Annotated in this window: 13 protein-coding genes and 1 pseudogene; 7 read left to right on the top strand and 7 right to left on the bottom strand. The window is 60.6% G+C overall.

Features of this window, described 5'->3' with window-relative positions:
• Positions 1 to 17: 17 nt before the first annotated feature.
• Positions 18 to 755, top strand: a complete 738-nt coding sequence (locus FHX15_RS10680) for an ROK family protein (protein ID WP_246778923.1) — start codon at positions 18 to 20, stop codon at positions 753 to 755.
• A 48-nt stretch (positions 756 to 803) separates the two neighbouring features.
• Here the strand turns inward: FHX15_RS10680 and FHX15_RS10675 are convergent, their stop codons facing one another.
• Entirely contained in the window at positions 804 to 1,586 is a 783-nt protein-coding gene (locus FHX15_RS10675; protein WP_246778922.1) for a class I SAM-dependent methyltransferase, read from the bottom strand.
• Between the two features lie 74 nt (positions 1,587 to 1,660).
• Between FHX15_RS10675 and FHX15_RS10670 the strand changes: the two genes are divergently transcribed.
• Positions 1,661 to 2,506: an acyl-CoA thioester hydrolase/BAAT C-terminal domain-containing protein gene (locus tag FHX15_RS10670; protein ID WP_184396576.1), complete on the top strand. Its 846-nt coding sequence runs from the start codon at positions 1,661 to 1,663 to the stop codon at positions 2,504 to 2,506.
• A gap of 23 nt (positions 2,507 to 2,529) precedes the next feature.
• Here the strand turns inward: FHX15_RS10670 and chrA are convergent.
• A pseudogene (gene chrA / locus FHX15_RS10665) lies at positions 2,530 to 3,740 on the bottom strand (chromate efflux transporter).
• A 263-nt stretch (positions 3,741 to 4,003) separates the two neighbouring features.
• Between chrA and FHX15_RS10660 the strand changes: the two are divergent.
• The 3 genes from FHX15_RS10660 to FHX15_RS10650 all read left to right on the top strand — a co-directional run bounded on the left by FHX15_RS10660 (position 4,004) and on the right by FHX15_RS10650 (position 5,756).
• A complete protein-coding gene (locus FHX15_RS10660) occupies positions 4,004 to 4,639 on the top strand; it encodes a LysE family translocator (RefSeq protein ID WP_184396574.1) in 636 nt (211 codons plus the stop codon).
• A 114-nt stretch (positions 4,640 to 4,753) separates the two neighbouring features.
• Positions 4,754 to 5,176, top strand: coding sequence for a hypothetical protein (locus tag FHX15_RS10655; RefSeq protein WP_184396571.1), 423 nt, complete (start codon positions 4,754 to 4,756; stop codon positions 5,174 to 5,176).
• 4 nt (positions 5,177 to 5,180) lie between these two features.
• Positions 5,181 to 5,756 carry an OmpA family protein gene (locus FHX15_RS10650; protein ID WP_184396568.1) on the top strand — a complete coding sequence of 192 codons (576 nt, stop codon included), beginning with the start codon at positions 5,181 to 5,183 and terminating at the stop codon, positions 5,754 to 5,756.
• Between the two features lie 239 nt (positions 5,757 to 5,995).
• Here the strand turns inward: FHX15_RS10650 and FHX15_RS10645 are convergent, their stop codons facing one another.
• The 3 genes from FHX15_RS10645 to FHX15_RS10635 form a co-directional block, all read right to left on the bottom strand.
• Complete coding sequence (locus FHX15_RS10645; protein ID WP_184396565.1) at positions 5,996 to 7,660, bottom strand: arylsulfatase; 1,665 nt, start codon at positions 7,658 to 7,660, stop codon at positions 5,996 to 5,998.
• A gap of 272 nt (positions 7,661 to 7,932) precedes the next feature.
• A complete protein-coding gene (locus tag FHX15_RS10640) occupies positions 7,933 to 8,388 on the bottom strand; it encodes a MarR family winged helix-turn-helix transcriptional regulator (protein WP_184396562.1) in 456 nt (151 codons plus the stop codon).
• Between the two features lie 13 nt (positions 8,389 to 8,401).
• The gene (locus FHX15_RS10635; protein WP_184396559.1) at positions 8,402 to 8,848 is read right to left on the bottom strand and encodes a MarR family transcriptional regulator; all 447 of its coding nucleotides are present in this window, start codon (positions 8,846 to 8,848) and stop codon (positions 8,402 to 8,404) included.
• An 85-nt stretch (positions 8,849 to 8,933) separates the two neighbouring features.
• On the opposite strand from FHX15_RS10635, the gene FHX15_RS10630 reads away from it, so the two are divergent.
• The gene (locus FHX15_RS10630) at positions 8,934 to 10,751 is read left to right on the top strand and encodes a chloride channel protein (protein ID WP_184396556.1); all 1,818 of its coding nucleotides are present in this window, start codon (positions 8,934 to 8,936) and stop codon (positions 10,749 to 10,751) included.
• A 74-nt stretch (positions 10,752 to 10,825) separates the two neighbouring features.
• Here FHX15_RS10630 and FHX15_RS10625 read toward each other — a convergent pair whose 3' ends face one another.
• On the bottom strand, positions 10,826 to 12,271 hold the full coding sequence (locus FHX15_RS10625; protein ID WP_184396553.1) for an MFS transporter: 1,446 nt from the start codon (positions 12,269 to 12,271) through the stop codon (positions 10,826 to 10,828).
• A gap of 122 nt (positions 12,272 to 12,393) precedes the next feature.
• Here FHX15_RS10625 and FHX15_RS10620 point away from each other — a divergent pair, with 122 nt between their 5' ends.
• Positions 12,394 to 13,323 carry a LysR family transcriptional regulator gene (locus FHX15_RS10620; RefSeq protein WP_184396550.1) on the top strand — a complete coding sequence of 310 codons (930 nt, stop codon included), beginning with the start codon at positions 12,394 to 12,396 and terminating at the stop codon, positions 13,321 to 13,323.
• Positions 13,324 to 13,452: 129 nt separating this feature from the next.
• Here FHX15_RS10620 and FHX15_RS10615 read toward each other — a convergent pair whose 3' ends face one another.
• Positions 13,453 to 14,325, bottom strand: coding sequence for an alpha/beta hydrolase (locus FHX15_RS10615; protein WP_184396547.1), 873 nt, complete (start codon positions 14,323 to 14,325; stop codon positions 13,453 to 13,455).
• Positions 14,326 to 14,381: the final 56 nt, after the last annotated feature.

Below are 14,381 nucleotides of genomic sequence, written 5' to 3'. Positions count from 1 at the left end.
CAGGGAGGAGCGCCAGCATGGCCGACATGATGGAAACATCCGAGGCAAAACAGACCGGTGAGAACCACAAGCCGGAGGCGGCATCCGGAAGCCGCATCGTCTTGGCTGTCGACATAGGCGGCTCGCATGTGAAAGCGGAACTCAGCAGCGGCAGCGAGCGGCGCTCGGTCGCTTCAGGGCCTAAGATGACTGCGAAGAAGATGGTGGACGCACTCCGCGATCTCACCGCTGACTGGCATTACGATCTCGTCGCCATGGGCTATCCCGGTCCCGTCGCCGCCCACCGCCCCGCAGCCGATCCGTTCAACCTCGGACCGGAATGGAAGGGGTTCGACTTCGAGGCAGCTCTCGGCAAGCCGGTGCGTATGGTCAACGACGCGCTGATGCAGGCGATCGGCAGCTACGAAGCCGGCCGCATGCTCTTTCTCGGCCTCGGCACCGGACTGGGCTCGGCCATGATCGCCGAGAACGTCTGCCTGCCGCTCGAACTGGCGCACATGCCCTACAAGAAGGCGACCTTCGAAGACTATGTCGGCGAACGAGGGCTAGAGGGGCGCGGCAAGGGCAGATGGCGAAAATCGGTCTTCGACGTTACCGATCGCCTGGCTGCTGCCCTGCAGCCCGATTACATCGTTATCGGCGGCGGCAATGTCGACCGTCTCAAGGAAATGCCGCCGAAATGCCGGCGCGGCAGCAATGACAACGCCTTCCGCGGCGGTTTCCGGGTCTGGCTGGACGATAGCCTGCGGCTGTGAGCGGCGCTCGGACAGGCAAGTCTGACGGCAGCTTTGGGCGGATTTTGATTATGGCCTGATCGAACCCCAAACCAGTTTCGTCTTGACGACGAAACTCAGTCTTTCGTTGGATGCGTAGGGAGCTAACATTTCACGGAGTTCCAGATCGAACTCGCTCATCCTATCTGCCAGCCGTGCCGGTGCGAATGTATCGCGCGAGTGCTGGCAGCGAATGAAGTCTTCGACCTTCTGTTCAAATGGCGAGGAAAATTCTTCGGAGCCGTCGATATCGAGATAGGTTTTGTATGCCAACCAGTTCTCTTGCTTGCCGATGGGATCGAATGCCTCGCCTGATATTGCAGGAACCCATTTGCCGAGAAAAGACTGCCAATCTGCCTCCCAAGCCGGCTGGAACGGCGCGTCGCCGGAAATCACCGCGACCTTGTGATCGGAAGCGGCATAGGTTCTCAGCCTCGCAAAAAGCCGCTTATGATCCATCCAGTGGATGCTGGCGGCGGCGACGATGAGATCGGGGCGATCGGAGATATCGACATCCTCGGCGAAACCGACGATCCAGTGGAGATTGCGTGCCCGTCCCTCCTCCAGGCTCTGGCCGAGTTCGATCATGTGGCGCGATGGGTCGATGGCAATGATCTTTTCGAACTGCCGCGAGAGAGGTCGCGAAATCTTTCCCGGACCGCAGCCTATATCCAGCAGGCAATCGCGCTTTGGCGCTATTGCCACCAGCTTCTCGTAGACGTCATCGGGATAAGATGGACGATAGGGATAGTTGCTGACGACATCGGCATCCTCGAAAGATACCCCGGCTCGTTCCCGCAGTGTCCCGGCCATGATAGGCTCCACACTCTGTTTCCGTCGAGAACCACCCGTTAATTCAACAAGATGTCAACATAGTAACAGGCGCGATGGCGAATTTCGAAATCGAAAGGCTTGAAGGCCGGATAAACGGCGTCTTCGTCACGCGGCCGGGTGCCGGAGAGACCGGTGTCGTCGTGCTCAGCGGTTCCAGTGGCAGGATTGATACCGATCGTGCCAAACTCTTTGCCGAGGCTGGCGCGAAAGCATTGGCGCTGCAATGGTTCGGCGGTCCCGGTCAGTCACCCGGCATCTGCGAAACTCCGCTGGAAACCTTTTGTGATGCCGCGGACGATCTGATTGCTAGAGGATGCCGGCGCATCATCTTCATTGGAACGTCGAAAGGCGCCGAAGCGGCCTTGCTGACATCCATCGTAAACCCTCGCATCAGCGCCGTGATTGCGATCAGCCCCACCTCGGTCGTGTGGGGCAATATCGGTCCCGGCAAGGATGGCATCGCCTGGCCGGAACGCTCGTCATGGTCATGGAAGGGAGAGCCGCTGGATTTCGTGCCTGCCGCGCCCTCTTGGAAACGGGTCTATCGTGATGGGCTGGTATCCTATCGCTCCTTCTTCCAACAATGCCTGACGACGGACGAGGAAACCCTGCGACAGGCGCGGATTCCGGTCGAGAGAGCCGCCGCGGACCTTGTGCTCATAGCTGGCGCAGACGATGCGCTCTGGCCGTCGGATGAATTCGCGCGCGAGCTAGCCCGTCGCCGCGAGGACAGCGGCAGGCCAGTGTCACTGATCGTTGACCAGGAGGCAGGCCATCGCGTATTACTCCCCGGCGAAGCGACGCCTCGCTCCAGCCTTCATGCCCATGGCGGAACCGACATTGCGGATGCTAGGCTGGGCCGGGCGGCATGGGCGGCGGTGCAAGCCGCTTTGCTATAGAAGCGTTTCCCGGCAGATACAGTTCAGGCGACGACCTGCAACAGAATCGCACTCGCCGCCATCAGCAGCACGACAATCCATGGCGGCGCCTTCCAGACGACCAACAGAAGGAAGCCGGAGAGCGCGAGGGCAAAATCGGCCGATGTGAGAACCGCGCTTGTCCATACCGGGCTGTAGAGTGCCGCACCCAGCACGCCGACTACGGCGGCGTTTGCGCCTCGCATCGCTGCCTGTGCCAGCAGATAGGCGCTGAGCCTGTCCCAGAAAGGTAGCGTCCCGAGCAGCAGCAGAAAGCCGGGCAGAAAAATGGCGACCAGAGCGATAGCAGCACCGGTGATGCCATTGGGAGACGGCCCCGTCACGGCCCCGAGATAAGCCGAAAAGGTAAACAGCGGACCGGGCACCGCCTGCGCAACGCCATAACCGGCGAGAAACGCGTTTTCCGAAACCCAGCCCGGCCTCACCACTTCGGCCTCGAGCAACGGCAGGACGACATGCCCGCCGCCGAATACCAGCGCGCCTGAGCGATAGAAGGCATCGAAAAGGCGCAGCCCCTGCGTATCCAGGATGGAGATGATGAGCGGCAATCCGAACAGCAGGAGCAGGAAGACCAGCAGGCAGGCGAGGCCCGCAGATCTCGATATTCCGAACGATAAACCTTCCTTGTGCTCGACTGCGACCCCGCGGCAAAGGACGAGCCCTGAAACGGCGCCTAGCACGATGGCTGCAAGCTGGCCGAACAATCCCCCTGAGATAACCATGAATATTGCGGCCAGCGCGATGCCGGCGCGCGGCTTGTCGGGCGTCAGTGATCGCGCCATGCCCCGGACGGCCTGCGCCACGACCGCAACGGCGACGAGCTTCAATCCGTGCAGCAGGCCCTGCCCGGCGGGATTGTCGAGTGCGGTGGCGGCCGTCGCGAAGATGAACAGGATCAGCGCGGACGGAAGCGTGAATGCGCTCCACGCCGCAAGCGCCCCAGCGGCCCGCCACGCATGAGACCCATGGCGAAACCGACCTGGCTCGATGCGGGACCGGGAAGGAACTGACAGAGGGCGACGAGATCGGCATAGCCTTTCTCGTCGATCCATTTCCGCCGCGTCACGAGTTCGTCGCGGAAATAGCCGAGATGTGCGATCGGTCCTCCAAACGACGTGAGGCCCAGCTTGAGGAAGGCGCCGAACACCTCATGAGGCGTACCTGTCCGCGGAGCTGCGGTCCTCTCTCTGGTCATTTCATTTGCATCCACGCCATCATCCCCAATCGTGCCGACCGATATCCTCATCATCAATGACGGCACGATGACAACCGGTGATTTTCGATGTCGGCGGAATAAGCGCCGTCACCAGGTGGTCATAAAGGATCAGGCAGTCTGACGGGCACGCGCTCGGGCGGGCAGCGTCATGGCGTGAGATGCCGATCAGGCCAGGCCGCCAGGGCTCTTCCGAAACGATCCGGTCGATGTCATAGATGGTGCCAACAGAGGAGGAGGACGATATGACTGAAATGACGGTTCTTGCATTCGCGCTCGTGGCATTCATCGGCATCGCCACACCCGGCCCGACCGTGCTTCTCGCCCTGACGAACGGCTCGAAATTCGGGGTGCGCAGGGCGATGTCAGGCATGATCGGTGCTGTCCTGTCCGACTTCGTGCTGCTCGGCGCGGTCGCATTGGGTCTTGGCGCCCTGCTCGCCGCCTCGGAATTGTGGTTCACCGTCGTCAAATGGGTCGGCGTCTGCTATCTCGCCTTCCTGGGTGTCATGCTGCTGCGTTCGAAGGGAACGCTGGATGTCTCGCTGCGCTCTGAAAACGCAAACGCATCCGGCTCAGTGGCGGCGATCTTCCTCAAGAGCTTTCTCGTCGCCGTCACCAATCCCAAGGGCTACCTGTTCTTTTCGGCCTTCCTGCCGCAATTCATTGATCCCGCCGGTCCGCAGGTCGAGCAATATGCCATGCTCGCCCTGGTCTTCGCGGCCATCGATTTCATGGTCATGTTCGGTTACGCAGCGCTCGGCTCGCAGGCCGTCCGGCTGCTACGGAAATCGGGCGCGCTCTGGCTCGATCGGATCTGCGGCGGCGCCTTGCTGACGCTTGCCGGCTCCTTGGCGCTCTACCGGCGCGCGAGCGCGTAATCTCCTGCCGGTTTACAGCGAGTCTACAGTAACGTACTTATCCCAACTCCCCCGATCTGTATTTAATAGCCCCGAGAGGCGCCATATCGGCTGCCGCAGCAGGAGGGCTTGTGCATGTCTGGAATAGGGAGACTGATTGGCGCGGCGGCGATCACCGTCATCGCCGGGACGAGTGCCGCGAAGGCCGACACCATCAGCTATGCCGATGCGGTAACAGTGCTTGCCAAGGATTGCGGCGCCGACATCAAGAAGCTCTGCAAGGGGCTGAACCTCGGCAACAACAGGATTGCCGATTGCCTCGCGCAGAATGCCGCCAAGGTTTCGCCAACCTGCACATCCTCGCTTGCCACTGTTGCGGCATCGATCCAGAAGCGCGAGCAGGCCCAGGCGGATTACAGCAAGCTCTGTGCCACCGATATGGCGCGACGCTGCAATGGTGTCGTCGGCGACGGCTACATTCTCGCATGCCTGACCAAAAAGCAGAAAACGATCAGTGCCCAGTGCAATCAGGCGATATCGGATGCAGGGTGGAGGTAAGGTCATGACGATGAGAAAATCCGCTCTTGCCGGCTTCGCCGCCTTTCTTTTGCCCGCCCTTGCGTTCGCTCAACAGGTCTCCCAGGAACGAATTGTCTCCGGTCTCGGAAAGCTCCAGGGGGCAGCGCCCATCGTCGACGTCGAACTGCTGAGACAAGAGGCGATGAACGGGTCCGGAAAACAGATGTCCGGCCTTCCGAACTGGAGCAAAGTCTCGCGCCTGCCGCAGATGGTGGTCGAGATTGCCTTCGCCAACGACTCGGTCGCGATCGAGCCGGAATCCTACCGCACGCTCGGCATGATCGCCGATGCCCTGCACCACCCGAACCTCTGGGCATACAAGTTTCTCGTCGTCGGCCATACGAGCTCGACGGGCACGGACCAGCACAATCTCGAACTCAGCCAGCAGCGGGCCGACGCGATAAAGGAGATCCTCTCGACGACATTCGCTGTCGATCCGGGACGCCTCTATGCGGTGGGCGTGGGCGAGTATTTTCCGATCGACGGCTCGAAGTCGGAGGCTGCCAACAACAGGCGTGTCCAGCTCTACAATCTCGGGGTCTTTACCAGGAAACAATGATCGGACGGGATCGGATCTGCCATCATGGACTTCCTCCGCGATCTCGCCGGCTGGAGCAGGCTGGCCGTCGGCGTGATAGCGCTTGACGCGCAGCTTCTCGCGCAGGGGATCGGCTATGACGTCGGGGCCGGCCGAAAGACAAATATTCCGGCCAGACGGAAATGTCGACGTGGTCGTTGCGTTTTTCACATTACGCCGTCGCGGAAGCTCCGGCTGCCTCCGCGACGGACTTACGAGGACTATTGCGGCGCGAGCCGCTCCAGCTCGTTCAGCCGTTTCAGGGCTGCCTGTTGCCGCAGCAGCCCGTAGTTGATGCCGCTGGCATTTAGCGAGCTGCCCTCCTGGTAGGGATACTGATCGAAGTCGGAGAAGAACTCCTTGATTTTCCCCTGTATCGGAACGAGTAGCCATATGTTCCGGGCAAGAAAGTCGGTCGCGCCGCCGCCTTCATCCATGCCCCGTTCATAGGGGTCCATGCGCAAGTTGGAAATCAGGGCCCAGCTTGGAACCTCGCGTGTCGCCGTGGCGATGTTGCCATGGCTGGCGATTGCGAAGCTGAGCTTCCAGTCGTTCCACCTGATGGCGTTGAGGTTTCCGCCCTGGTCGAAATAATAGACCGTCTCGCGCGGACCGCTTTGTACCTCGCCCTTCAACAGAGGCATCAGATTGTAACCGTCGAGATGTACTTTGAAGGTCTTCGCGCCGGCCTGGAAGCCTGCCTTCATCTGCTCTTTGAGATCATCCATACCGGCCGCTGCCGCAAATGTCGGCATCCAGTCCATCAGCGTGACGATGTCGTTGATCTCGGTGCCGGCTTTGACGACGCCCGGCCAGCGCACCATCATCGGAATGCGGAAGCCGCCTTCCCATGTGGTGCCCTTTTCACCGTGGAACGGCGTCATCGCGCCATCTGGCCAAAGAGCGATCTCGGCACCGTTGTCAGTCGTGTAGAGGACGATGGTGTTTTCGGCGATCCCTAGATCATCGAGTTGATCGAGAAGTTGGCCGACATGGCCGTCATGCTCCACCATTCCATCGGCATGGATGCCCTTGCCAGTCTTGCCAAGCGAATCCGGTTTCAGATGGGTGAAGACATGCATACGGGTCGAGTTGAACCAGCAGAAGAAGGGCTTGTCCGCCTTCGCCTGGCGATCGATGAAGTTCTTGGCGGCTGCCAGGAATTCCTCGTCCACGGTTTCCATGCGTTTGGTGTTCAGCGCACCCGTATCTTCTATCTTACCGTCGGCCGTCGATTTGATCACGCCGCGGGGGCCGTACTGACGGCGGAAGGCAGGATCCTTCGGATAGAAATAGCCCTCCGGCTCCTCCTCGGCATTGAGGTGATAGAGATTGCCGAAGAACTCGTCGAAGCCATGTTTGGTTGGCAGGTGCTGATCCTGGTCGCCGAGGTGGTTCTTGCCGAACTGGCCGGTCGCATAGCCCTTGGTTTTCATCACGTCGGCAATGGTCGGCATCCAATCCTGAATGCCATGTGGATCGCCAGGCATGCCGATGGTGAGAAGGCCGGTACGGAACGGCTCTTGCCCAAGGATGAAGGAGGCGCGGCCGGCCGTGCAGCTCTGCTGCCCGTAGGAATCCGTAAAGATCGCCCCCTCCTTGGCGATACGGTCGATATTCGGCGTCCGGTAACCCATCAGCCCCATCGTATACGCGCTGATCTGGGGAATGCCGATATCGTCGCCGAAGATGACGAGAATGTTCGGTGGTTTTCCCAAACCACTGCTACCTGCCGGCGCCTTCTGCTGTGTTTGCGCCGCAGCCTGATCGATCGCGGACGAGACGGCGAGAGCCGTGATCGCAAGCGACGTGCCACCAAGCAAAAGATTACGGCGGCTGACGGGTGCCAACGTATCATCCTGCTCTTGAGTTTCGACGTCCTTCATCGAATTTCCTCCTTGAGATGAAACTTGCACGCGAATATTTTGCTTAATTCAGGGATTGCGTAAGTACGTTACGGTAAACACCGGGCGTAAACGGCCGCGTTAACGGCTCCAGCGCGAATAACGAGGTTTTGCAGCACCGGATCGGCCGTTTCGAGAAGGTGCCAGCTGTTGGAAAAGAGCGCTGACGATACGGAATGGAATATCGGCGAGCCGCTCGCCGCGACGAATTTTATCATCACCCGAAGCAGGCGAATAACCGGCGAGCCTGGCGGTCAGCGCGACCAGGGATCGGCCTCAAACTCGCTGCCTGCCTGCAAGCCTTGCAGGATAGCGATAAGCTGCGGCGCCATTTCTCTGATCTCGGTGAGATGAATGGCGGTCAGCCGCTTCAGCACATCGATCGCCTTTTCGGTCAGTTCCAGCGTCTGGCGGCGCTTGTCAGCCGGGTCAGTGCGGCGGGATACGTAACCGGCTGTGACCAGCCGGCCGACGAGTTCTGTCGCCGAATGCGGCGCGATCAGCAGGCGCTCGGCAAGCAGACCGATCGTCATCGCGTCTTCGCCGCGATGGCCGCGGATGGCAAGCAGCGCCTGATGCTGCTGTGCCGGCAGGCCCTCCTCCTGAGCGGCCGAGGCGCTGAAATCCATGAAGCGGCGCAACGTATAGCGCAGGTTGGACAGCGCCTCGTAATCGGCATCCGTCAGATCATCCTTCGGCTTCTTCACCATGCGTCCCCTGCGATCACTGCATCCATGCGGCCACTTCCATCCGCCGGTGATCCTGCAGCATGCGCAGCGCCTGCATGAGTTCCGGTGCCATCTCGCGGATCTCGTAGAGATGGGCTGATGTCAATCGACGCAATAGCCCTTCTGCCTGTGCTGTCAACATGACGGTTGGCCGGCGCTTCTGCTTCGCAACTACGGAAACAAGGCCTGCCTCCTGCAGCGAAGCGGTGAGTTCGGCGGCTTGAGCCGTCGAAAGAAAGAGCTTGTCCGCGAGACCCGACAGGCTCATGCGCCCGCCGACGCCTAGCCCCTTGATGACGAGCAGCGCCTGATGCTGCTGCCGCGTCAGCCCGAGCTTTTCGGCCGCCCTCCCGCTGAACTGGCGGAACTTGCGGATCCTGTATCTGAGATTGGCGAGCGCCTCATATTCGATTTCGGACAAGGCCTGGTCTTTGTTCGACATGGTTCCAGCTCCCGATTTTGTCTGTTGATTTATATCGCACTACGATATATTTGCCGGTTGAACCAAGCCGTCAACAGGATCTGCAATGCCATCCCAGAAAAACACGCATCGCCCCCATGATTTCATGGGCGGCCTCTCCCGGCGCGAGGCAGGGGATTTCACCACCGACAAACGTGTTCTCGCCCTCGTGGGCATGGCTTTGATCGTCGGCACCGGCGGCGCCTTTGCCGCCTGGGTCCTCGTCAGCCTCATCTCGCTGGTAACCAACCTCGTATGGTTCCATCGCTTCAGCATCGCCGCCGTCTCGATGACTGACGCGCCGCGTTCGGTCTGGATGGTGCTTATCCCCGTCGTCGGCGGCCTCGTGATCGGTTTGATGGCCCGCTTCGGCTCCGAGAAGATCCGCGGTCACGGCATTCCGGAAGCGATAGAGGCGATCTTGATCGGCGGCAGCCGCATGTCGCCGAAAGTGGCGATCCTCAAACCCCTCTCCTCGGCAATTTCGATCGGCACGGGTGGTCCCTTCGGTGCGGAAGGCCCGATCATCATGACGGGCGGCGCGATCGGATCGCTCTTCGCCCAGTGTTTTCACCTGAGCTCGGCCGAGCGAAAGACACTGCTGGTCGCAGGTGCCGCTGCCGGCATGACCGCGATCTTCGGCTCGCCGATCGCTGCCGTCATGCTCGCCGTCGAACTGCTGCTGTTCGAATGGAAGCCGCGCAGCTTTATCCCCGTTGCCGTCGCGGTCTGCGTCTCGATCGCCTGGCGCCCCTTCCTGTTTCAGGCAGGCCCGCTCTTTCCCAAGCAATTCCATATGGACCTCCCCTGGTGGGGCATCCTGCTCTGCGCCATCATGGGCATCATCGCCGGCCTGCAATCCGGTATCCTGACGACACTGCTCTACAAGATCGAGGATCTTTTCGAAGCCCTGCCGATCCACTGGATGTGGTGCCCGGCCATCGGCGGCGTCGTGATCGGCCTCGGCGGCCTGATCGAGCCGCGCGTACTCGGCGTCGGCTATGACATTATCGACGGCTTGCTGAACAGCTCTATCGTGCCGGCCGCCGTGCTGACCATTCTCTTGGTGAAGGCGACGATCTGGCTTGTCGCTCTATCCTCGGGCACATCGGGCGGCGTGCTGGCGCCGCTCCTAATCTTCGGCGGCGCGCTCGGCTGGCTGGTCGGCCTTTTCCTACCAGGCGATCCCGGCTTCTGGGCCCTCCTTGGCATGGCCGCCATGATGGGCGGCACCATGCGTGCGCCGTTGACCGGCACCTTCTTCGCTGTGGAGCTGACGGGCGATGTCTCGTCACTCCTGTCGCTGCTCGCGGCGACCGTCTCCGCCTATGCGGTCACGGTGCTGCTGCTGCGCCGCTCGATCCTGACGGAAAAGATTGCACGCCGCGGCCAGCATATCACCCGCGAATATGGCATAGACCTTTTCGAATTTGCCCGCGCCCGCGACATTATGATCAACCATGTCGACACGTTCCCGGCTGATATGACCGTCGGCGAGGTGACCAATTTCTTCGTGGCGACACCGAAAACCCACCGCGTCTATCCGGTCGTCGATGGCAAAGGCATCATCAAGGGCCTGGTCTCGCGCGGCGATGCGCTGCGCTGGCAGCAAGACGGTACGCAGGCCGACCTGACACTCGGCGATTTCGTCTCCGACAGCTCGCTGCCGACAGCCCACCCAGATGACACGGTGGGTTATGTCGCCGATCTGATGCTGGCGACCGACGCCGGGCGCGTCCCGATCGTCGATGCCGAAAGCGGTGAGCTGCTCGGCCTTGTCGCCCGCAAGGACCTGCTGCGGTTGCGCCATTCTCTCAGGGCCACCGAGACGGAGCGCCAACCCTATTTCGGACCGCGAAGGCAGATGGAAGAAGGACGTACGTGAGGTCGCACACCGATTGTATCGTGAAGGCCGCCGTCAGCTGTTGATGGCAGCGACGCGGCGTTCACGGGCCCGCCCTATGCCTGCGATCTCTCATGGCCTCTTCGCAACGCCCGAAAGAGGAAGAGACCTAGAGTGACGGCGGCGAGATTATAGAGCGTCGCGGCCGCGAAAGCTGTTCCGTAGATACCGGCGGCTCCAATAGCAGAACCGGATTCATGGCCGCTCCCGTCAGTCATGCCGAAGAGGATCATGCCGACGATCGTCACGCCAAAAGCCGAACCCGCAGTCTGTATTGTGCTGAAGACGCCTGACGCCATACCGGCTTCGGCATTTGTAACGGTGCTCAGAACCATGTTGAGCAGCAGCGGGATGACAATTCCCTGACCGAAGCCCTGGAAGATCACCGAGACGGCCAACACTGATCTCCCTCCTCCGTCAAGGCCGTCAACGACTGCCAATAACAAGCCTAAGGTGAAGATAGCCATGCCCAGTGTTGGCGCCTGATGCTGCAACCGCTTCGCAAGCGGGGCCGACACTACGGAGCCGGCGAAGAAGGCGACCGTGGATGGCAGGAACAGCATGGCCGCCTGCAGAGGGCTTTGGCCGAGGCCGACCTGCAGGAAAATCGTCAGCGACAGCGAGAATGAACTGATAGCCGAGAAAAACAGAAACGACGCCGACATGCCGAGGGTCACACCGCCGTTCCTGAACAGCGAAGGATCGATGATCGGAACGCCGTCGCGCCGTATCAAGCGATTTTCATAGGCGACGAAGGCCGCAAACAAGGGCACCGACGACAACAGGCTGATGAGCGCCCACCATGGCCAATGTTGTTCGTGTCCTACCATCGCCGGCAGGAGGACCGCCGTGAGTGCTGAGGCGCCGAGAAGTGCGCCCGTGAGATCGAGCCTTGCCGATGTCGCTCCTCTGGTTTCGACGATGAACCATTTCCCGGCGATGAGGGCATAGGCAGCGATGGGCAGGTTGACGAAGAAGATCAGGCGCCAACCTAGGCTGCCGATATCGAGCGCCATCAGGCTGCCGCCGAGCAGCTGCGAGGTGGCGCCGGCGATACCCTGTACCGCTCCCATCACGGCAAAAGCCCGTCGGCGCTCATCACCATCGAACAATAGCCGCAGAGACGCGTAGACCTGCGGCATCAGCAGAGCCGCCCCGATGCCCTGCAGTGCGCGTGCGGCGATAAGGCTCCAGGGCGACAAGGCCATGCCGCACATCAAGGAAGCCAGCGCGAAGATTGCCATGCCGGAGAGAAAGATGCGCCGCCGGCCATAAAGGTCGCCCAGTCGTGCTCCATTGAGCAACATAGCGCCATAGGCGACGCTGTAAGCCACCATGATCATCTGCAACTGGGCGTTCGATGCCTGTAACTCCCGCTGAATATCGGGCAACGCCACGTTGACTATGAAGAGATCGAGGATTGTGACAAAGTTTCCCGCCAACAGCACTGCAAGCGAGGACTTTGCTCCTGCGCCTCTCCGTTCCCCCTGTATCAATGTCATTTTCGTCTCCGTAAAAACAGGAACTGGACGCGCCTGCGCGGACGACGATATCCCGTCTCAAATCTTGGGCAATTACCCAGAATGGACTTACATTCAGGACAAAAAGTCCTTAATGATGAGGGATGGATAGTCTCAGCAGTCTTTCTGCCTTCGTTCACGCCGCCGAACGACAGAGCTATGTGGCGGCGGCCCGCGTCGCCGGTGTGTCTCCATCGGCCATTGCCAAGTCTATCTCTCGCCTTGAAGCCCGGCTTGGCGTTCGGTTGTTCAACAGAACGACGCGCAATATTAGCCTCACGGAGGAAGGCGCTGTTTTCTATGAGCGCTGCAAGCGCATCATCGATGACCTAGAAGATGCGGAGGCAAGTCTTATAGAAAGCCGAAAGCGCCCGAGGGGGCGCCTGCGCGTCAGTGTCCCGCACATTGTCGGCCGTCATCTGTTGATGCCGATCCTGCCGGCCTTCGTTGAACGATATCCCGAGATAGAACTGGATATCGACTTTGAAGATCGTGTGGCCGATCTGGTCGCAGAGGGGCTGGATGTCGCCGTTCGCAGCGGAGAACTCGCCGACACGAGTCTGATCGCCCGCCGGCTCGGCGAGCAGCATTTCGTCGTTTGCGGCAGCCCCGGCTATTTCGATCGCCGCAAAGTACCAATGGTGCCGGCCGACCTCGCGGAACATGCCTGCATCCATTTCAAATACCCAACCAGCGGCCGCCTGGCGCCTTGGGCCTTTGCTCCTCACGACGAAAAACTGATCTTGCCGCGCAGCCTGACGTTCAACAATACGGACGCCGGCTTGCGGGCCGCACTGGATGGTTTGGGAATCGCTCACCTGCCGATCTATGTAGCGGCAGCGCATATCCGCCGCGGATCGCTTGTGCCCGTCCTGACGTCGTACATGGTCGCGTTTGGCTCATTGTCCCTCGTCTGGCCGTCAAATCGCCAATTATCGCCGAAGGTTCGCGCCTTTGTGGATTTTGTAGCCCAGCGCCTTGCCGCTCGTCCTGACGCTTTCCAAGCAGCCGCGGCTCGACCGCGAATTACGTGATTTGATCGGCCGGCGCGACACTTTGACCTTTCCTAAACAGCTTCGCAGGATGCCGGCGAGCAGGCGCATGATTGCGGCGCGAACCACGACTCCCCGGCCGTGGTTGCGAACGATCATCCTGCCGAACGATCACGTGAGAGCCTTGGATGTGAAGAAACGTTCCAGCTCCTCGGCAAGCGCTTCCGGAGCCTCCTCCGCCATATGGTGTCCGCTATCGATCCCGGCCCCTGTTACCGTCTGTGCCGCCCATGGCTGCCACACGGAAACCACATCACCGTAGAGCTCTTCCATGTCGTCCCGTTGAGACCAGAGGACATGCACCGGGCATTGGAGCTTGCGGCCGGCCACGCGATCCTCCCGGTCATGCTGAGGATCGACGCGGATACCGGCGCGATAATCGCCAAGCATTCCTTTGACCGTTTCGGGATCATGGATAGCCGCCTGGAAATCTCTGTAATTCTCCGCGCCCATTGCTTCTGCCGAGCCGCCATACCAGGCATCGGGATCGGCGAGGATTGCCTGCTCCGGCTTGTGGCGCTGGGCAAAGAAGAACCAGTGCCACCATTTGGATGCAAAATTCGCGTCACAGCGTTCGAGTGCATCCAGGATCGGCACACCGTCGAGCACTGCAAGCTTCGACACGCTGGACGGATGGTCCATGGCGGTACGGAAAGCCGTGTAGCTTCCCCGGTCATGGCCTGCCAGATGAAAGCGGTCGAAACCCAAATGCTTCATGAGAGCCACGCAATCGCGCGCCTTTGCCCGCTTCGACGATGCCTCGTCATCGTCAGCATCATCAGGCTTGCTGGATTGGCCGAAGCCACGCAAATCCGGGCAAACCACGGTAAAGCGCCGGGCAAGCAGTGGCGCGACCCTGTGCCAGGTCGTATGCGTTCTCGGATGCCCGTGCAGCAGCAGGATCGGCGGACCGGAACCGCCGTGGCGCACACGAAGCGTCGCCTCCGGCAATTGAATCATGTCGAGTTCGAAACCCGTAAACATCGCGCCTCCTGCCTATGAACAGGTGGAGCAACGGCCATCTTCGTGCTTCGTTCCCT

This window comes from Rhizobium sp. BK650, assembly GCF_014195325.1.
GTDB lineage: Bacteria > Pseudomonadota > Alphaproteobacteria > Rhizobiales > Rhizobiaceae > Rhizobium.
This window is presented reverse-complemented; position numbering and strand designations above follow the sequence as displayed.

Coding starts and splice junctions, on each gene's coding strand:
- FHX15_RS10680 (WP_246778923.1), top strand. CDS start 18: ATGGCCGACATGATGGAAACATCCGAGGCAAAACAGACCGGTGAGAAC.
- FHX15_RS10675 (WP_246778922.1), bottom strand. CDS start 1,586: ATGGCCGGGACACTGCGGGAACGAGCCGGGGTATCTTTCGAGGATGCC.
- FHX15_RS10670 (WP_184396576.1), top strand. CDS start 1,661: ATGGCGAATTTCGAAATCGAAAGGCTTGAAGGCCGGATAAACGGCGTC.
- FHX15_RS10660 (WP_184396574.1), top strand. CDS start 4,004: ATGACTGAAATGACGGTTCTTGCATTCGCGCTCGTGGCATTCATCGGC.
- FHX15_RS10655 (WP_184396571.1), top strand. CDS start 4,754: ATGTCTGGAATAGGGAGACTGATTGGCGCGGCGGCGATCACCGTCATC.
- FHX15_RS10650 (WP_184396568.1), top strand. CDS start 5,181: ATGACGATGAGAAAATCCGCTCTTGCCGGCTTCGCCGCCTTTCTTTTG.
- FHX15_RS10645 (WP_184396565.1), bottom strand. CDS start 7,660: ATGAAGGACGTCGAAACTCAAGAGCAGGATGATACGTTGGCACCCGTC.
- FHX15_RS10640 (WP_184396562.1), bottom strand. CDS start 8,388: ATGGTGAAGAAGCCGAAGGATGATCTGACGGATGCCGATTACGAGGCG.
- FHX15_RS10635 (WP_184396559.1), bottom strand. CDS start 8,848: ATGTCGAACAAAGACCAGGCCTTGTCCGAAATCGAATATGAGGCGCTC.
- FHX15_RS10630 (WP_184396556.1), top strand. CDS start 8,934: ATGCCATCCCAGAAAAACACGCATCGCCCCCATGATTTCATGGGCGGC.
- FHX15_RS10625 (WP_184396553.1), bottom strand. CDS start 12,271: ATGACATTGATACAGGGGGAACGGAGAGGCGCAGGAGCAAAGTCCTCG.
- FHX15_RS10620 (WP_184396550.1), top strand. CDS start 12,394: ATGGATAGTCTCAGCAGTCTTTCTGCCTTCGTTCACGCCGCCGAACGA.
- FHX15_RS10615 (WP_184396547.1), bottom strand. CDS start 14,325: ATGTTTACGGGTTTCGAACTCGACATGATTCAATTGCCGGAGGCGACG.